Annotated in this window: 17 protein-coding genes; all 17 read left to right on the forward strand. The window is 60.6% G+C overall.

All coding sequences use genetic code 11. The features are described from left to right. Positions 1-2: 2 nt before the first annotated feature. The 17 genes from AB4Z00_RS23415 (at position 3) to AB4Z00_RS23495 (ending at position 17386) form a co-directional block, all read left to right on the forward strand. On the forward strand, positions 3-401 hold the full coding sequence (locus AB4Z00_RS23415; protein ID WP_442047427.1) for a CopG family transcriptional regulator: 399 nt from the start codon (positions 3-5) through the stop codon (positions 399-401). After that, a complete protein-coding gene (trbB, locus tag AB4Z00_RS23420) occupies positions 398-1384 on the forward strand; it encodes a P-type conjugative transfer ATPase TrbB (protein WP_442047428.1) in 987 nt (328 codons plus the stop codon). Before AB4Z00_RS23415 ends, trbB begins: the two co-directional genes overlap by 4 nt. A 4-nt stretch (positions 1385-1388) precedes the next feature. Next, positions 1389-1730 carry a TrbC/VirB2 family protein gene (locus AB4Z00_RS23425; RefSeq protein WP_442047429.1) on the forward strand — a complete coding sequence of 114 codons (342 nt, stop codon included), beginning with the start codon at positions 1389-1391 and terminating at the stop codon, positions 1728-1730. Then, positions 1727-1999: a VirB3 family type IV secretion system protein gene (locus tag AB4Z00_RS23430; protein ID WP_147222279.1), complete on the forward strand. Its 273-nt coding sequence runs from the start codon at positions 1727-1729 to the stop codon at positions 1997-1999. Before AB4Z00_RS23425 ends, AB4Z00_RS23430 begins: the two co-directional genes overlap by 4 nt. Next, positions 1993-4425, forward strand: coding sequence for a conjugal transfer protein TrbE (trbE, locus tag AB4Z00_RS23435; RefSeq protein ID WP_442047430.1), 2433 nt, complete (start codon positions 1993-1995; stop codon positions 4423-4425). Before AB4Z00_RS23430 ends, trbE begins: the two co-directional genes overlap by 7 nt. A gap of 61 nt (positions 4426-4486) precedes the next feature. Further along, entirely contained in the window at positions 4487-5236 is a 750-nt protein-coding gene (gene trbJ / locus AB4Z00_RS23440) for a P-type conjugative transfer protein TrbJ (RefSeq protein ID WP_442047431.1), read from the forward strand. A 141-nt stretch (positions 5237-5377) separates the two neighbouring features. Then, entirely contained in the window at positions 5378-6670 is a 1293-nt protein-coding gene (trbL, locus tag AB4Z00_RS23445) for a P-type conjugative transfer protein TrbL (RefSeq protein ID WP_442047432.1), read from the forward strand. 2 nt (positions 6671-6672) lie between these two features. Further along, positions 6673-7464: a conjugal transfer protein TrbF gene (gene trbF / locus AB4Z00_RS23450; protein WP_442047433.1), complete on the forward strand. Its 792-nt coding sequence runs from the start codon at positions 6673-6675 to the stop codon at positions 7462-7464. After that, positions 7461-8282: a P-type conjugative transfer protein TrbG gene (gene trbG / locus AB4Z00_RS23455; protein ID WP_442047434.1), complete on the forward strand. Its 822-nt coding sequence runs from the start codon at positions 7461-7463 to the stop codon at positions 8280-8282. The genes trbF and trbG overlap by 4 nt, the downstream gene beginning before the upstream one ends. Next, entirely contained in the window at positions 8279-9607 is a 1329-nt protein-coding gene (locus tag AB4Z00_RS23460; RefSeq protein ID WP_442047435.1) for a TrbI/VirB10 family protein, read from the forward strand. Before trbG ends, AB4Z00_RS23460 begins: the two co-directional genes overlap by 4 nt. Next, the gene (locus AB4Z00_RS23465) at positions 9604-9828 is read left to right on the forward strand and encodes a DUF2274 domain-containing protein (RefSeq protein WP_442047436.1); all 225 of its coding nucleotides are present in this window, start codon (positions 9604-9606) and stop codon (positions 9826-9828) included. Before AB4Z00_RS23460 ends, AB4Z00_RS23465 begins: the two co-directional genes overlap by 4 nt. 60 nt (positions 9829-9888) lie before the next feature. Then, positions 9889-10107, forward strand: a complete 219-nt coding sequence (locus AB4Z00_RS23470; RefSeq protein WP_133084893.1) for a helix-turn-helix transcriptional regulator — start codon at positions 9889-9891, stop codon at positions 10105-10107. Positions 10108-11001: 894 nt separating this feature from the next. Next, a complete protein-coding gene (locus AB4Z00_RS23475) occupies positions 11002-12084 on the forward strand; it encodes a mannose-1-phosphate guanylyltransferase/mannose-6-phosphate isomerase (RefSeq protein WP_442047437.1) in 1083 nt (360 codons plus the stop codon). Between the two features lie 2 nt (positions 12085-12086). After that, the gene (locus AB4Z00_RS23480) at positions 12087-13565 is read left to right on the forward strand and encodes a phosphomannomutase (protein ID WP_442047438.1); all 1479 of its coding nucleotides are present in this window, start codon (positions 12087-12089) and stop codon (positions 13563-13565) included. A 111-nt stretch (positions 13566-13676) separates the two neighbouring features. Then, positions 13677-14509 (forward strand): IS5 family transposase gene (locus tag AB4Z00_RS23485; protein ID WP_442047439.1). Its coding sequence is split into 2 segments (ribosomal slippage): positions 13677-14409 and positions 14409-14509, totalling 834 coding nucleotides; the frame shifts between segments, so codons are not numbered across the junction. 807 nt (positions 14510-15316) lie between these two features. Then, positions 15317-17071, forward strand: coding sequence for a hypothetical protein (locus AB4Z00_RS23490; protein ID WP_442047440.1), 1755 nt, complete (start codon positions 15317-15319; stop codon positions 17069-17071). Between the two features lie 123 nt (positions 17072-17194). Beyond that, entirely contained in the window at positions 17195-17386 is a 192-nt protein-coding gene (locus tag AB4Z00_RS23495; RefSeq protein ID WP_442047441.1) for a hypothetical protein, read from the forward strand. The last annotated feature ends 110 nt before the right edge of the window (positions 17387-17496 follow it).

The following is a 17496-nucleotide window of genomic DNA, read 5'->3' on the forward strand; positions in this document are numbered from 1 at the left end:
CCATGGCGCCGAAGATCCGTCACCAATTCCTTCTGCCGAAGGCCACGAGCGACAGGTTGGTCGAGCTTGCGCGCAAGGGCGGCGTGGCCAAGTCCGATATCCTGGCGCAGGCGCTTGCCTATTGGCTGGACCGCAAGGGGGTGTCCGAACTCGACGAACGTTTCGCGCGCCGGCTCGATCGTCTCGCAAACAGCCTCGACCGGCTGGTTCGCGACAGCCACATCGAACTGGAAACGCTGGCCCTGTTCATCCGCTACGAGCTCGCGATCCATCCCCCGCTCGCGGAAAGCGATCAGGCAGGCCGAGCGGCGGGAGCGCTGCGGTTTGAAGCGTTTCTCAATCAGGTTGCACGGCAGGTCGGCAAGGGCAAGCGCACGCTCGAGGGCGGAGAGGCTCGTTGACCGGCGCGGAAACCAACCTGCGCAAGCGTGCCATGCTGCGCACTGCCATGGGACCCGCGATCGAAGCGGCGCTCGGCGATCCGCGCGTCATCGAAATCATGGTCAATCCGGACGGCGTGCTCCGCATCGATCTGCTGGGCGAAGGCAGAGTGAATACGGAGGTGCGGATTGCGCCGGATCAGGTCGAGCGGATCATTCGCCTCGTCGCCAGTCATGTACGTGGCGAAGTGAATGTCGATCGGCCTATCGTTTCGGCGGAGCTTCCAGCGCATGGCGAAGGGGCCGGCGAGCGTTTCGAGGGTATTCTCCCTCCCGTGGCAACGGCCCCCTGCTTTGCAATCCGAAAGCCGGCGGCTCGGATACATTCGCTCGGCGATTACGTGGCCGACGCGATCATGAGCCGGGAAGTCGCGGAAATCCTCCGACAAGCCGTGCTCCACCGCGCCAATATCCTGGTCGTCGGGGGCACATCGTCGGGCAAGACCACATTTGCCAACGCCCTGCTCAATGAATTGGCCGAGATCGATGAGCGCGTGGTCATCATTGAAGATACCCGCGAACTCCAGTGCCCGGCGGCCGATACCGTCGCCCTGCGCACAAGGGCGGGGCACGTCACCATTGGCGACCTTGTCCGATCGACGCTGCGGCTGCGACCCGACCGCATCATCGTCGGCGAAGTGCGCGGACCCGAGGCCCTCGACATGCTGAAGGCCTGGAACACCGGGCATCCGGGCGGCATCGCAACGGTTCATGCAAACGGTGCTGCTGCGGCGCTCCATCGCATTGAAAGCCTCGTCCAGGAAGCAGTGGTCACCGTGCCTCGCCGGCTCATCGCCGAGGCCATCGATCTCGTCGTGTTCATCTCCGGGCGCGGCCTCGCGCGCCGGGTGACGGCTGTCGCGCAGCTCGATGGGCTGGACGGCACAAGCGGCGAATACCGGCTCACGGAACTGCTGACCCCCAAAACCCCAGAAGGAGAATGACGCCATGAAGTCACTGTCTTTTCGCCAGCTCCGCGCGCCTGCGACATTGATTTCGCTATTGGGGACCGCCGCAGCTCTTTCCCTTGCGTCGCGTGCTTCGGCTTCCGGTTCGGGCATGCCCTGGGAGCAACCGCTGGAACAGGTGCTTGAATCGGTGCAGGGGCCGGTCGCCAAGATCGTCGCCGTCATCATCATCATCTCGACCGGGCTTACCCTGGCGTTCGGCGAAACGGCGGGCGGATTCCGCCGGCTCATCCAGATCGTGTTCGGTCTTTCGATCGCGTTCGCCGCGTCGAGTTTCTTCCTCTCCTTCTTCAGCTTCGGCGGCGGAGCACTGGTCGCATGAGCGGGGCCGGCCAGCACATCGATGGTTTCGAGGTGCCGATTCACGCGAGCCTCAGTGCCCCGATCCTGCTCGGCGGCGCGCCGCGCGGCATTGCTATCGTCAATGGTACGCTTGCGGTGGCTGTGGGTCTTGGACTTCAGCAGTGGCTGGCCGGTCTCGTTATTTGGGCGGCGGGGCACAGCCTCGCCGTTCTGGCCGCGCGGCGCGATCCCGATTTCGCGCCGGTCCTTCTCCGCCACCTCCGCCAGAAGGGATACTACGGATGCTGAATCTTGCCGAGTATCACAGGAAGCCTGCATGCCTTGCCGATCACCTTCCTTGGGCGGCGCTGGTCGCCCCCGGCGTGATGTTGAACAAGGACGGCTCTTTCCTCCGGGTACTTTCCTTCCGGGGGCCGGATCTCGAATCCTCGACGTCCGGCGGCCTGATCTCGATCGCGGCGCGGGCCAATAATGTATTGCGGCGGTTCGGCTCGGGCTGGGCGCTGTTCTTTGAAGCGGAGCGCCGCGAGGCGACGGCCTATCCGGACGATGCTTTTCCCGATCCCGCCAGCTGGCTTGTTGAGCGCGAGCGGCGCGAAGCTTTCCTGGCCGAAGGAATGCATTTCGAAAGTGCCTTCTACCTGACCCTCACCTGGTTGCCGCCCGCCGACAGCCAGGACGCTGCAGGACGCCGTCTCGTCGAGCGCGCGCACGATGCGAAAGGGCGCGACTGGCGAGAAGCGCTGGACGGCTTTGTGACCGAGACCGATCGCGCGCTCGATCTCATGAGCGGTTTCATGCCGGAAGTCCGGGGCCTCACCAGCGACGAGCTACTGACTTATCTGCATGCGAGCATCTCCGATTCCCGCCATCCGGTCCGGGTGCCCGACACGCCGATGTACCTCGACGGTCTCATCGTCGACACGCCGCTGACCGGGGGACTCGAGCCGCAACTCGGGGACCGGCACCTGCGCACGATCTCGGTCCTGGGTTTCCCGAACATGAGCCATCCCGGAATGCTCGACGCGCTCAACAGCCAGGATTTTCCTTATCGCTGGGTCACTCGGTTCATTGCCATGGACAAGGCCGAAGCGGTGAAGGAGCTTACCTCGCTGCGGCGCCAGTGGTTCAACAAGCGCAAGTCCCTGACGGCCATGCTGCGCGAAGTGCTCTACAACAGCCCTTCCCAGCTTCTCGACAGCGATGCCGACAACAAGGTCGCGGATGCCGACCTCGCGCTTCAGGCCCTGGGGGGCGATCATGTATCGTTCGGCTACCTCACCACGACAATCACGGTCAGCGATCCAAGCCGGGACGTGGTCGAAGGCCGCATGCGACAGGTGGAGCGCATTCTCGGCGGCCTCGGTTTCACGACGATCCGCGAACGGGTGAATGCCGTCGAGGCCTGGCTCTCCTCGCTGCCCGGGCATGTCTACGCGAATGTGCGCCAGCCGCTGGTGCATACGCTCAACCTGGCGCACCTCATGCCGCTTTCCGCGATATGGGCAGGCCCTGCGTCCAACGATCACCTTGGCGGTGCGCCGCTGCTGCATGCCAGAACATCCGGATCGACGCCGTTCCGCCTTTCGACCCATGTCGGTGATGTCGGGCATATGTTCGTGGCCGGTCCGACCGGCGCGGGCAAATCCGTGCTCCTGGCTTTGATGATCCTGCAGTTCCGGCGCTATGCGAACGCGCAGATTTTCGTTTTCGACAAAGGCCTCTCTGCGCGGGCCGCGGTGCTCGGCTGCGGCGGTGTCCATCATGCGCTCGGCCTCGGCACGGACGGCGCATCCGCACTCGCGTTTCAGCCGCTGCGCGAAATCGACGATTCGGCGGAGCGCGCCTGGGCCGCAGAGTGGATCGCCGCGGTGCTGGCGCAGGAAAACATGACCGTCACACCGGAGGTGAAGGACCAGGTCTGGTCGGCCCTGACGAGCCTTTCAACGGCGCCCGCCGCCGAGCGGACCATCACCGGGCTGACTTTGCTGCTGCAATCCAATGCCCTGCGTACTGCGCTGTCGCCGTACACGGTTGAAGGGCCTTACGGCCGGATGCTGGACGCGGCCGAGGACACGCTGTGCTTTGCGGATGTCCAGTGCTTCGAGACCGAGGCTCTGATGAGGCATGCCAGTGTGGTTGCGCCGGTCCTCACCTATCTATTCCATCTCCTCGAAAAGCGCTTCGACGGCAGGCCGACACTGCTCGTGCTCGATGAGGCCTGGATCTTCCTCGACCATCCGCTGTTTGCCGCCCGTATCCGCGAATGGCTGAAAGTGCTGCGCAAGCGCAATGTCTCGGTCCTGTTCGCGACGCAGAGCCTTGCCGATATCGCGGGCTCGCCGATTGCGCCTGCAATTCTCGAAAGCTGCCCGCAGCGCATACTTCTTCCCAACGACCGCGCGGAAGAACCGCAGACTCGCGAGATCTATGAGCGCTTCGGCCTCAATGCGCGGCAGATCGAGCTTATCAGCCGCGCCGCGCCGAAGCGGGACTATTACCTGCAATCGGCTCGGGGAAACCGGCTCTTCGAGCTTGGTCTCGGCCCGCTGGCGCTCACCTTGTGCGGCGCATCCGATCCTGCCGTCCAGGCCCGGATCAATGCGCTGCTCGCCGAGAGCGGTTCCAGCGCCTTTCTCTCCTGTTTTCTTGCCGGGACCAGAGCGGCGTGGGCGGCCGACCTGATCGGCCTGTTTCCCAGGCCGCAGGATTAGGACGGGAAAGGCAGATTCCCTTCTCATCTAACGACGAAGTTCCAACTCCAGGAGAACCGCTATGTTGAAGGTGTCCGTTTTCCGCCGCCACCGCTGCGCAATTGCTCAGGCTTTCCTCGCAGTCTCGGCGGTCGGCGCGGGTATCGGAGTGCATCAGGCCCCTGCGCATGCGCTGGTTGTCTACGACCCGACCAACCATGCACAGAACGTCCTGACGGCAGCCCGCGCGCTGCAGCAGGTCAACAATCAGATCCAGTCACTTCAGAATCAGGCCCAGAGTCTCGTTAACCAGGCGCGGAACCTCTCGAGCGTACGCTTTCCGGAGCTTCAGGCGCTCACCGATACCCTGCGCAAGATCGATGCGCTGATGGGGCAGGCGCAGGGTATCGAGTTCAAGGTGATATCCGCGGACCAGCAGTTCACGCAGCTCTATCCCGATGCCTATCGCCAATCGCTGAGGCTCGACGGCAGGGTCGCCGCGTCACGCGCACGGATGGATGCGCAGGTCGCGGCCTACCGCAAGACCGTCACGCTCCAGGCGCAGATCGCCGAAAACGTTGCCGCCGATGCCGCGACGCTCAATATGCTCGTCGAGCGCAGCCAGGGTGCGGAAGGCGCCCTGCAGGTCCAGCAGGCGGCCAACCAGCTGCTCGCCCTTACGGCCAAGCAGCAATTCCAGATCCAGCAGATGATGGCCGCGCAGTACCGCGCCGACGCGGTGCGCGAGAGCAACCGGGCGCAGGAAGCGGCCGAGGCCCAGGCGGCGACGACGAAGTTCCTTGGGTCCGGCAGCGCCTACACGCCGAGCTAGCGGCTTCGAGCCGGTCGGCTCGATCCAGCCAGCGGCGGCGGACCGCCTCTCCCGCCGCCGCGTCGCGGGGCGCGTGCCTATCGTCCTCCGGCGGCGCGCCCCGCGACACCCCTCTTCATTGCGGCAGGAAGGCCAGCAAGCATGGCTAATCTCAACATCATCGACGCCTTTCTGGCGACGTTCATCCGCTACATAGAAAGCGGGTTCGGGCTGCTCGGGGGCGATGTACGCTTCCTGACCGGCACGTTGATCGCGATCGATGTGACCCTGGCCGCGCTGTTCTGGACTTTGGGAGAGGACAATGTTCTCGCCAGGTTCGTGCGCAAAATCCTGTTCGTGGGCGCCTTTGCCTTCATTATCGGCAACTTCTCCGATCTTGCCGACATCCTCTTCCGCTCCTTTTCCCAGGCGGGATTGACGGCAGGCGGCGGAGCGCTCGGACAGGACGATCTGATGAAGCCCGGCAGGCTTGCCGGTATCGGCTTTTCGGCGTCCTGGCCGCTGCTCCTGCAAGCTTCCAAGATGCTGGGCTTCACCAGCTTCTTCAACAATTTCCTGACAATCGCGATCCTGCTTCTCGCCTGGCTGATCGTGATCCTCGCGTTCTTCGTCCTCGCTGTGCAGATGTTTGTCTGTATCCTCGAGTTCAAGCTGGTGAGCCTCGCGGGCTTCATCCTGGTGCCTTTCGCGCTGTGGAACCGGACCAGTTTCCTGGCGGAGCGCATACTCGGCCACGTTGTCGGTTCGGGCATCAAGGTCATGGTGCTGGCGATGATCGTCGGCATCGGCTCCACGTTTTTCGAAGATCTGACACAGGCGCTGAAGGGGCAGGAGCCGGATATCGGCCAGGCCATGAGTCTCGTGCTCGCGAGCCTGTCGCTCCTCGGGCTAGGTATTTTCGCGCCTTCGGTGGCCAGCGGCCTCGCCTCCGGCGCCCCGCAGCTCGGCGCAGGCGCGGTGGCCGGTACCGCCATGGCGGCAGGCGGCACGGTGATGATGGTCGGCGGAGGCGCCGTTGCCGGTGTGCGGATTGGGGGCGCCGCACTTGGCGGCATTCGGGCCGGTACCTCGATGGGAGCAGCAGCTTCATCCGGCGTTTCCAGCGCCGCGACAAATGCCGGCTCGCAGGGCGGACCTGCTTCGGGCCATGGGGAGAATTCGCCGGCAGGTTCCGCAGCGCCTCGTGCGAGTGCGCCCGGCCAGGCGGCGGCCCCCGCGTCCGCGTCCCACGCTGATACCGCCCCGCCGAACACACCGGACACGAACTCTCCGTCGCCGGCTTCCGGCGGCGGAGAGACGGAACCTGCGTGGGCGAAGTCGCTGCGCAGCGAGGAGAAGGCACGCCACCGCAGGCAGCTTGCCGTTCACGTCGTCCAGCAGGGTGATCGCGGCGGTGGGTCCACCACTCCTGACATAAGCGAAAGGAACGATTGACCATGCGCTTCAAACGCAGTGTCCCGCTCTATGGACGCACCCCCGAACCGGAGACCCCGTTTCAGCGTGCCGGGCAGCTATGGGACGAGCGGATCGGATCCGCGCGGGTCCAGGCCCGGGCATGGCGGATCATGGCGTTCGGATGTCTCGGCCTGACATGCGCGGTCACGTCGGGGTTCGTCTGGCTCTCCGCGCAGAGCCGCGTCGTGCCCTACGTGGTCGAAGTCGATCGCCTCGGCGCGGCACGCTCAGTCAGTGAGGCGGAACGTGGCTACAAGCCGACCGACCCGCAGATTGCGTGGGCCCTTTCAAAGTACATTGCCCATGTTCGCGGCGTCTCGCTCGATCCCGTCGTCATGCGCGCAGACTGGCTCGAGGCTTACGATTTCTCGACGGAACGCGGGGGGCGTGCGCTCAGTGAGTATGCTCGGGCTTCCGGCGCACTGACCCGGATCGGCGAGCGCACCGTGTCCGTGCAGGTCACCAGTGTAGTAAGGGCGTCTGAAGCCAGCTTTCAGGTCAAGTGGACCGAACGCGCGTTCGAACGCGGCAACGCCATCGGGACAAGCCGATGGACGGCGATACTGACGCTTGTCGAGCGTCCGCCCCGCGATGCCGAAACCCTGCGGCGCAACCCGCTCGGGATTTACGTCGATGCGATCGACTGGAGCCAGGAACTGGAGCCCGCGGGGCAGGGCGCTTCCGTCGGCCCCGAGCCGGGCCCGGCCAAACTGCCGACACCTGAGATCGGTGAAGGTGCTTCTTCCCACGAAACCGAGGAGGTATTGCCATGAGGTCACGCATCACCGCCGCTGCGGCTCTCGTTGCAGCGATGCACCCTGTCTGCGCCTTAGCCGTGAGCCTGCCGAGGCAGGTAGCCACGGAGCGGCGCGGCTGGGTGGAGCCTGCTACCGGTTCATACATCAATGCGAGGCAGGTGTTCCTGTGGTCGGACGGCGCAGTCTACCGGGTCTACACCCAGCCGGGAATGATCACCGACATTGCGCTGCAGGCCGGTGAAGCGCTGGTTTCCGTCGCGGCAGGCGATACGGCGCGCTGGGTCATCGGCGACACGACCAGCGGTAGCGGCGAGGACCGGCGCACCCATGTCCTGGTCAAACCGTTCAGTGCAGGTCTTGCCACCAACATCGTCATTACTACCGACAAGCGGGTCTATCATGTCAGCGTGGCCAGCGCGGCTAGCGGCGGAATGGCGGCGCTCTCCTGGAATTATCCGCTCGACGAGATGATCGCTCTCAAAAGGTCGGGGGCCGCGGCGAAAGCAGCCGAGCCGGTTGCGGCGGGGCTCGGTATCGAACGACTCTATTTTGGTTACCGGATCACTGGCGATCAGCCGTCCTGGCGGCCTGTACGGGCGTTCGATGACGGCAGGCAGACCTTCATCGAGTTTCCGACATCTATCGGCGTCGACGAGGCTCCGCCGCTGTTCCTGATCGGGGAGGGGGGAGCTGCAGAGCTCGTGAATTACCGCATGCGGGATCGCTTCTATGTGGTCGATCGCGTTTTCAGTGTGGCCGAATTGCGGCTTGGGACCAGAAAGCAGCAGGTGGTTCGCATCACACGCGGTCCGGCGAAAAGGGTGCGCCCATGAGCGGGCCGGAAATCCCCGCACCGAAGGCAGCGGGGCGGCAGCCGTCCGATCGTCAGGGCGCCGGTCGTACCGTTCAGGACCTGACCGGTGAAGGACCGGAGAGGCGCGGCGCTAACGCATCCCGTGGAAACTCCGCGGATACAGCTCCGCCCCGAGGCGCCAAGGTCGATCCGGAAACTCTCATAATCCGGGGCCGAGTGCCCAGAGCGATCCGGTTTCGCAAGGACATCGTCATTGCAGGATCTACGGCCGCTGCGCTGGTGGTCGGCGGCATTGTCTGGGTTGCGTTAGGTGGAACCTTCAGGCGGGGCGGCCTCGAGACGACCGACCTGTCTCAGTCGAACCGGAAGCCGAATGAGACCATAGCAGCGCTTCCGACGAGCTATGGAAAGGTGCCGAAGCTCGGGCCGCCGCTGCCCGGCGATCTGGGGCGGCCGATCCTGCGAGCCCAAGAGAGGGGCAACCTGTCGCCCCCGATCTTGCCGAGCGAGGGGGCGCCCATTCGGGATGTCGATCGAGAACGTCGTGAGGGCGAGATTCGAACTGCCTTTCAGTCGGCGCTCATGGTTCAGAGCGGAAAAGCCCCTGTCGGGATAACGGCCCCGCCAGCGAATAATACCGAAGCGGCCCTTTCGGGGATATCGGACAGCGAGAGCGCGGAAGGCGGTGGACAGGACCGAAAAACGCAGTTTGCCGAGCGTCTCGATACGCTGGGGAATATCAACCCGCACGCTCTCTCGCCGGCGCCCTCGGCAAACATGCTCATGGCCGGGAGCGTCGTCGCGGGCAGCTTGATCACAGGGATAAATTCCGATGTCCCGGGAATGGTCGTGGCGCAAGTGACGCAGCAGGTGTTCGACAGCGCCACAGGTGAAGTCCTGCTTATTCCGCAAGGAGCGCGGCTGATCGGAAACTACGACAGTGTAGTTGCCTATGGGCAAAGCCGGGCCTTGGTCGTGTGGCAGCGTCTCGTCATGCCGGATGGGCGATCGCTTCGGCTGGATAACATGCCCGCAACCGGGCCGTCCGGGCAGGCCGGACTGGTGGACAAGGTTGATTATCATTCCGGCCAACAGCTGAAAGGTGTCGCGATCGCGACCTTGTTAGGGGTGGGCAGCGAACTCTCGATCAGCGGCGAAAGTGATCTCGTTCAGGCGATCCGGGAGTCGGCGCAAACCAGCACGTCCCGGGCAGGGGATCAGATCACGCAGCGAAACCTCGACATCCGGCCGACGATCACGATTCGTCCGGGCGCACCTGTACGTCTCATTGTCCGGCAGGATCTGTTGCTCGCACCCTGGAAGGAATGGGAGGCGCGGCCATGAATTCGATCAAACTTCCGCAGCTCCCGGACAGGACGCCGATGAAGCTTTCGGTTTCCGTCACGCCGGATCTTCATCAGGACCTTCAGGAGTACGCTCTGGCTTACGCGGCCGCCTACGGGCGTGAAGTTGCTGTTGCCGATCTGGTTCCTGCGATCCTGTCGGCGTTTCTGGAGAGTGATCGCGGTTTCAAGCAGCGAAGGAAAGGAACGGATGGCGCATAGCTGGGCCTCATAAACCTATCGTCGGTCTCATTTTAATGGAAACTGGAAAGGACATCCAACATGAACATCATGCCCCGTGATCGCTTTCTGCGCATCAACGAAGTGGTTAGTCGCACCAGTCTCTCGCGTGCGACACTCTACCGCAAGATTGAGGCCGGCACCTTTCCAGGACAGGTCCGTATTTCCGAGCGCCGCTGCGGATGGCGGGAAAGCACCATCACGGAATGGATACGCGATCCAGCCGCCTACTCGGTCGACGACTTTTCGCTTGAAGACTGAACAACACTTCTTTCACAGTTAAAATCCGGGGGGGACTCCCCACCGTTTGGCAAGGGATGAGCCGAACGTAGGGCAGTTTGTCTGATAGGCGCGCAGAATAGCGACGCTACGGAGCATACTCCGTAGCGGAGTCCGTTGATTTTGGGTGCCGGGCTCAGGCCGTGTGCAGCGGGTCAAAAGTAGTTTGGTTTTCCAGCATCGTGCATGCAACAGCGATAAGGCGATCGGCAACTGAACGCAGCGCCCGGCCGTGGCCGTGGCCGCGCGCACGAAGTGCAGCGTATTTCGCTTTGCTGCGTAGATCGTGTTGAACGGCAACGCGGGCCCAATGGTAGACGCTGTTTCGTAACCTGACGTGCACCAAAGCAGTGGTGACCTCTTGTGGTGCATCGGTTATCGGGGTGGCGAATTCGTAGTTTCGGCGGCCACGCGATTTTAGCACTCGATGTGGAGAGTCTGCAGCAGGACCCTACGTTCCTAAGGGCTGACTTTTGACTGCACATGATGTCGTCTGACCGACTCCGTGTTTGGCCACCGCCGGCTGGCCCGACCTTATTGGCGGTATTATAACCTTCCTGACCGTAGGTCCCACTAGCGTTTCCGGGCAGTAATCCGCTCGGTACGGACTGAATAGATATGATGCTCGAGATGGCCAAAGTGGCCCGATCAAAGCCCCATCTTTACGTCTGTCGGACCGTCTTCGTTAGACGTCTCTAGTCACAGAAAACTTCGAATTAAACTTAAAATTTTTGTAAATCTATTTTTTAAACATAAACTATAGTTGAAAAATCAACCGAAAACCCTTGCAAATACACTTTTTCCATGGTGTCAAAGCCGCTTTGCATGGACGAGAAAGTTTAGCTAAGCATCCCTTTTATCCAATTGCGAGTTCCCATGATCAGCAGCCCCACGATCGTTCCTGTCATACTTTCCGGCGGGTCCGGTACTCGGCTTTGGCCTGTTTCCAGACCCGAGCGCCCCAAACAGCTTTTGTCCCTAACTGCAGAAGAGACCATGCTGCAGCTGACCGTAACGCGCACCGATGGATGTGCCGCCGCGGCAATCGGTCGCCCGGTGCTTGTCGCCAATGCGGCGCATGCCGACATCATTGCGGCGCAGATGGAGTCCGCAGGCATAGACGATTACCGCGTCATCCTCGAACCCTTTGGTCGCAATACGGCGCCGGCGATCGCACTCGCGGCCCTCGAAGCCCGGCCTGACGACGCCCTGCTGGTCATGCCGAGTGATCACACCATCGCCGACATCGCCGCCTTCCACGCCGCAATTGCCCGAGCATTGCCGCTGGTGAACGAAGGCTGGCTGGTCACGTTCGGCATTACGCCTGATGCGCCAGAGACCGGATACGGTTACATCCAGATGGGCGAAATCTGTGCCGATGGCGTGCACCAAGTCGCGCGTTTCGTCGAGAAACCGGACGCCGAGCGTGCCGCCGTCATGCTGGAGCAGGGCGATCATGCCTGGAACGCTGGCATCTTCCTGTTCCGCTCCGACGCCTATCTTGCCGCCCTCGGCCGCCACCAGCCCGCCATGCTCGCGGCCGCCACCGCCGCGCTCGAGGGCGCAGTCCGCGTGGACAAGCACGTCGCCCCCGATCCGCAGGCATTCGCCGCCTCGCCTTCGGAATCCATCGATTACGCCATCATGGAACACGAACCGCTCGTTGCTTGCGTGCCGGTGGACATGGGCTGGTCGGACGTTGGCAGTTGGGATGCGCTGCACGCTATCAGCGTCAAGGATGCTGGCGGCAACGCCGTACGTGGCAACGCACTCCCGATCGGCGTGAACAACTGCCTGATCCACACTGACGGCCCGCGCGTCACTCTGGTCGATGTGGACGACCTGATCGTCGTCGTTTCACAAGGCGAAGTGATGATCCTGCGCCGCGGCGACTCCCAGAAGGTCCGCAAGGTAACGGAAGCCATCCGCGACGCTGAAATGTCGCAAGCGGCGGAATAACGATGACGCGCACCGTTTCGATCGCCGCGATCATGGCGGATTCCGGCGTCGCCTTTGGCACTAGTGGGGCGCGGGGGCTCGTCACAGCGATGACAGACGAAGTCTGTTTCGCCTATGTGTGCGGTTTCCTGCAACACATGGGCGACATCGGCCAATTCACTTCGGGCAGCGCGGTGGCAATCGCCGGAGACCTCCGTCCATCGACCCCACGCATATTGACCGCGTGTGCCGCCGCGATCCGGTACATGGGCGGGCAAGTTGCCTATTGCGGTTTCGCGCCGTCCCCCGCCGTCGCAGCCTACGGATTTGCGCAAGGAATGGCGTCGCTGATGGTGACGGGAAGCCACATCCCCGACGATCGCAACGGTATCAAGTTCAACCGGGTGGACGGCGAGGTGCTCAAGCCTGACGAGTTGGCGATGCGTGCACAGACGGTGACGCTGCCCGACCTTTTCAACGCCGAGGGCATGCTCGCCCTGCCCGAGGAATGCGGCCCAGTAATAGACGTGGCAGTGCCCTATGCTGCGCGTTACGTAGATTTCTTCGGTGCAGAAGCATTGCGCGGCTTGAAACTTGGCATCTACGAACATTCCGCGGTCGGCCGCGACGTGCTCGCCTCTATCGTTGGGGAACTGGGAGCCGAAGTCGTGCGCCTCGGTCGTTCCGAAAAGTTCATTCCTGTCGATACTGAAGCGGTTCGGCCGGAAGATCAGAAGCTTGCATTCGACTCGGCGCGCAACCTCGGTCTCGATGCGATCCTTTCGACCGATGGCGACAGCGATCGCCCGCTGCTGGCCGACGAAACCGGCGCATGGATGCGCGGCGACGTGCTAGGCATCCTGTGCGCACGTGCGCTCGGGATCGAGGCCGTGGCCACGCCGGTCAGCAGCAATTCAGCAGTGGAACTGTCTGGCACCTTTGCCGCAGTGCGTCGGACCCGCATCGGTTCGCCCTTCGTGATCGAGGCGATTAACGCACTGCTGCCAGATTTCGTGAGCGTCTGCGGCTATGAGGCAAACGGAGGTTTTCTGCTTGCCACGCCCGTGCAGTCCGAAGGCGCCACACTAGGCGCATTGCCAACCCGCGACGCCGTGCTGCCCATGCTCGCCGTGCTTGTCACCGCGCGTCGCCAAGGTGTGTCGCTCGGCGCACTGCAGGCGCAACTGCCTGCGCGATACACGTTCAGTGAACGCCTGCAGAACTATCCCACCGCCGAGAGCCAAGCTCTGCTGGCCAGGCTTCAGGACGGCACCCGCGAAGATGTGCTGAAGCGCACCTCCGCAATGTTCGGTGAACTGGTGGGCAGAGCCACCGCCTTCGACACCACTGACGGCCTGCGCATCACCTTCGACGGTGGCGACATCATCCACCTGCGGCCCAGCGGCAACGCTCCCGAATTGCGCTGCTACACCGAAAGCAGCATACCGGAGCGGGCGGCCTCGGTGGCCGGTGCGGTGCTGGAGATGATCCGGACTAGATGAGCCTCGCCCGGCGCGTTACAAGCCTGCGCGGATTTAGAGCCCGCCCCGAAAGTTGTTGAGCAATACCAGCCATTTATGATTCACGCCGTCCTGCGAGAGATGGTGTGATCAATGGCATGGACTGGTATTGCCCGGCAGGAGCATAGCCGGAAAGGATTGCGCTACTCCAGCGATATGACGGAGCGGGAGTGGGAATTGGCGGCGCCGTTTATCCCGCCAGCCAAGCGCGGAGGTCGACGTCGCACGACGGACATGCGCGAAGTGATGAATGCCTTGCTTTACATTGCGGCAAGCGGCTGCGCTTGGAGGCTTCTGCCCAAATGCTTTCCACCGGTCTCGACGGTGCAGCGCTACTTCTACGCGTGGCGCAACACCGGTCTGCTCGAAGCCATGAACACGGTGCTGGTAATGAACCTGCGCGAGATCGAAGGGCGCGACGCCTCGCCGAGTGCCGGTGTGATCGACAGCCAATCAATGAAAACCACCGAAAGCGGCGGCCCTTGCGGGTATGACGCGGGCAAGAAGATCAAGGGCCGCAAGCGCCACATCCTGACGGACACTTGCGGCTTTCTCATATTCATCCTCGTCCACACCGCCGATATTCAGGACCGCGATGGTGCCGTCGATGTCCTCAAGTCCGTGCGCAAACGTTTGCCGTGGCTACGCCATGTCTTTGCGGATGGAGGCTATGCCGGCGACAAGCTCCGTGCAGGCCTCCTTGGATCGGGAACCTGGACGATCGAGATCATCAAGCGCTCTGACAAAGCAAAGGGCTTCCAGGTTCTCCCTCGGCGATGGGTCGTCGAACGCACCTTCGCTTGGCTTGGCCGATGCCGCCGCTTCGCAAAGACTGGGAAGCCACCATCGCATCGTCAACGGCATGGGCCACCATCGCCTCCATCCGCATGCTCACCCGCAGAACTGCAAGGTATTGCTACGGTTGAGAAACTTCCGAGTCAGGCACTTAGAGTCCTCTTGTGGTGGGGCACCCCCTCCGATTTTAAGTCGGATACTAGCTTCAGCCAAAGACTTGCTTGTAAGCCCGTAACCTCGGGAGAAACGGACCGTTTGAGAAGGCGTAAGTCTTCGGGTTTTACCCAAAGTTACGGGCTATACGCTACTCACACGACATTGTACCAACGGTACACTGATGACGGCAGGCTGGATATCGATAAAACTCCGGCGGAGAATGCTCGACGAATATCTCCCTCGGCAGTAAAATTCGCTTTTCGCAGGTGCCGCTGCTGTGGATAGCAGCGCTGCTGCCATGTATTTGATGCGGGAGACGGCAAAACTCAACAGCGTTAATCCGCAAGAATGGTTGGCCAATGTGTCCGAGCGCACCGGCAGACGCACCCGATAAACTGCTCTGTCCTACGCGTGGATTGAGTGGCTTTGTCACTTCAACTCACGATGTACGTGATAGATTGCAGGGTGGTGGCATCCGCCGATGCTGTCTTTGGGAGCCTGGTTTTGGCGATGTTTAATACGCCTACGCAGCGGCTGAAGATGCAATCTCAGCACTCTTGGGCGTATCAGTAAAAGTGGGCACAAAATTTCATGGCGAAAGAAACTATCAGAAATGCCCGCTGATGGGGATGCTCGAAGATAAATGACCGCGCTGATCACGATTTTTCCGAACGTCCCGTAAGAAAATGCCTATCCTCAAGGTCGCGTTAATAGACCTGACATCAGACGCTTGCATTTAAACATGGAGCACTTCTAATGGATTTGGTCAGGAGCTACCTGTCATGAGGGTGAAACTTCTTCTCGTTCTTTTTTCATCTTTGTTTTTGATATCGCCAAGAGCTAACGCGCGCTCCGGGGAGCTTGCGACAAAGCAAGCAAATAAGGACGTTTGCTCGCAGTCTGAACCCCTAAATCATTGTAAAGGAGCAGGCTCTGGTGCTTTGTTTCACGCGGCCAACGCTGAGGTGCTATCCACAATCCCGTCACATATGGGGCGCGTAATTCGCGATGGATTTGCAAAGGCGGGAGATGCTCCGCCGTTGATGTATGTCGCCTCAGATCGAGCGTGCTCCCTCAACCGCGGTCTAGGTGACAAAGGCTCGCAGGTTCCAACTTCCGATAACAAGTGCTGGCTGGCAAGTTTTGGGGCTCTCGGGGCAGACATTCGACAGTGGGGCGTTGTGATGGACGGTGTTGCGAGCGCCGACTTGGCGCTATCGCAAGCGCTGGAATGGGCAAGTGCCAATCAAGGCATGTTGCTTGCTCCTGGCGGGCAAATTGCGATTACTGGAACGAAGACAATAGCATTCGATCGAGCGTCTCTGACTTGTGCGGGGGGGGCGGCAGATGGCAACACATCAGATAGCTCCTACGGTACTCAAGGCACCACTTTTCTACTAACATCAAAAACCGTGCAGCCGTTCACCTTGGGAAGAGGTGTGCGTATTAAGAACTGTAATTTTTATTGGCCTAATCAGAAGGGCGATGCTGAAATCCCTATCCCTTATCCCCCGCTTTTTACGGAAGTAACGGGAAGGCAAATGGTCAATGTAGATCTAGATGGTATTCGCATTGTAAACGCATATGATTTTTTAAGTTCATCAGAAAGTGATGACGTCTTTGGCAATATACATATTACAAGTACATACGGATACTGTATTAGATATTGCTTCAATTTATCAAGCAACCTTGAAACGATGACAATAAGTGGGTTTGTTGCAGATGTTAACCTTTTTCAAGGCAGGGCTAACACTAAGGATAGATTTTTGGCAAAGTGGACGGCCGCCCATGGTGCGTTCATGCGCATATGGGGAAATGGCGATGGGTCTAAGCGCTCAAGCAAATTTGAAGTTCAAGGTGTAATTTTAAATAAAAGTTCTGTTTTTGGTTATAGATACGGCTTTCTGGTTGAGGGTAACGCAACATTTAACGAGGCTTCGCTCGATGCTCTTTGGGATGGTGTAGGTACGGCATTCGAAATAAAGGCTGGAGCATGTGTTGCGAATGTCCGCTTCACCGGAACGTATTTCGCGTATCAGTGGCTGGCAGGTGGCTTTGACAATGCGCCAGTCTTTAACCTAGAGGCCCCTGCGGCGGACTGCACAGCAGGCGTGGATATTTCCGGGCAATTGGCCCAAGCGCAAGGAGATTTCTTAGTCGTTAAGGGATCGGGTTGGAAAGCGATCTCAATCAACAATTTATCTGGACCAGGGACCTACGGGCGGTCTTATAAAAAGCAATCCTATCACTGGATCAAGGCTACAGAAACCCCAAACCTAAAGATTTCCGTAATTGGAAATTTAATCGAACCGGCGAAGGTGGGGGAGAATTATAAAGGAATATTCATATCTTCGTCTTTATCTTCGGTGATAATGGGTAATTCTTTTAACGCTGCTTACAACCCGATAGACGTAACAGGAAACACTGGTGCTGTAGCTGTTTTTGGAAATGTTTCCACGCAAACATCCAGCAGCCATTCTGTTGTTGGTTATAATAATATCGGATTGATACGTAACGGAAATGCTTTCGACAGGTGAGCAGTACTTGAGCTTTGAGGTGCGTGTGTGTTATCTTAAGACTGGCCAATCCCTTTGCCTTAGCATTTGGCGAGCGACGACAATGTCATGCGTCGCCTGACAGGCACATCTGGCAATGGTGCGATGAACGAGACGCGCCAACTGCGCAGCGAGGCCTGGGGCAGAAAAGCCTGGTTGTCCGTCAGGTCCGATCGTGGCGACCAGCGCGCTCCGATCAAGTTCAGACTCTTCGGCACCGGACGTCTCAACGACGTCGATTTGCTCGCATGGTTCACTGTAAGCGGTCAAAATCCCCCACATTTTCAGAAGCTCTGAGGTTGGTAGTTTCGTCGCATTGAACGGCGAGGTTACCAGTGAGTGATGAAATTGATTTCGAAACATGTTTCGAAACGAGCGCCCCGGGTCAGGTGCAGCGGCTTGGCGTG

Origin of the sequence: Novosphingobium sp. YAF33, from assembly GCF_052113265.1 — a bacterium.
Classification (GTDB): Bacteria; Pseudomonadota; Alphaproteobacteria; order Sphingomonadales; family Sphingomonadaceae; genus Novosphingobium.

What these genes read in the sequence shown, in the direction of transcription:
- AB4Z00_RS23415 (WP_442047427.1), top strand. Translation starts at nt 3, where the DNA reads ATGGCGCCGAAGATCCGTCACCAATTCCTTCTGCCGAAGGCCACGAGC.
- AB4Z00_RS23425 (WP_442047429.1), top strand. Translation starts at nt 1,389, where the DNA reads ATGAAGTCACTGTCTTTTCGCCAGCTCCGCGCGCCTGCGACATTGATT.
- AB4Z00_RS23430 (WP_147222279.1), top strand. Translation starts at nt 1,727, where the DNA reads ATGAGCGGGGCCGGCCAGCACATCGATGGTTTCGAGGTGCCGATTCAC.
- trbE (WP_442047430.1), top strand. Translation starts at nt 1,993, where the DNA reads ATGCTGAATCTTGCCGAGTATCACAGGAAGCCTGCATGCCTTGCCGAT.
- trbJ (WP_442047431.1), top strand. Translation starts at nt 4,487, where the DNA reads ATGTTGAAGGTGTCCGTTTTCCGCCGCCACCGCTGCGCAATTGCTCAG.
- trbL (WP_442047432.1), top strand. Translation starts at nt 5,378, where the DNA reads ATGGCTAATCTCAACATCATCGACGCCTTTCTGGCGACGTTCATCCGC.
- trbF (WP_442047433.1), top strand. Translation starts at nt 6,673, where the DNA reads ATGCGCTTCAAACGCAGTGTCCCGCTCTATGGACGCACCCCCGAACCG.
- trbG (WP_442047434.1), top strand. Translation starts at nt 7,461, where the DNA reads ATGAGGTCACGCATCACCGCCGCTGCGGCTCTCGTTGCAGCGATGCAC.
- AB4Z00_RS23460 (WP_442047435.1), top strand. Translation starts at nt 8,279, where the DNA reads ATGAGCGGGCCGGAAATCCCCGCACCGAAGGCAGCGGGGCGGCAGCCG.
- AB4Z00_RS23465 (WP_442047436.1), top strand. Translation starts at nt 9,604, where the DNA reads ATGAATTCGATCAAACTTCCGCAGCTCCCGGACAGGACGCCGATGAAG.
- AB4Z00_RS23470 (WP_133084893.1), top strand. Translation starts at nt 9,889, where the DNA reads ATGAACATCATGCCCCGTGATCGCTTTCTGCGCATCAACGAAGTGGTT.
- AB4Z00_RS23475 (WP_442047437.1), top strand. Translation starts at nt 11,002, where the DNA reads ATGATCAGCAGCCCCACGATCGTTCCTGTCATACTTTCCGGCGGGTCC.
- AB4Z00_RS23480 (WP_442047438.1), top strand. Translation starts at nt 12,087, where the DNA reads ATGACGCGCACCGTTTCGATCGCCGCGATCATGGCGGATTCCGGCGTC.
- AB4Z00_RS23490 (WP_442047440.1), top strand. Translation starts at nt 15,317, where the DNA reads ATGAGGGTGAAACTTCTTCTCGTTCTTTTTTCATCTTTGTTTTTGATA.
- AB4Z00_RS23495 (WP_442047441.1), top strand. Translation starts at nt 17,195, where the DNA reads ATGAACGAGACGCGCCAACTGCGCAGCGAGGCCTGGGGCAGAAAAGCC.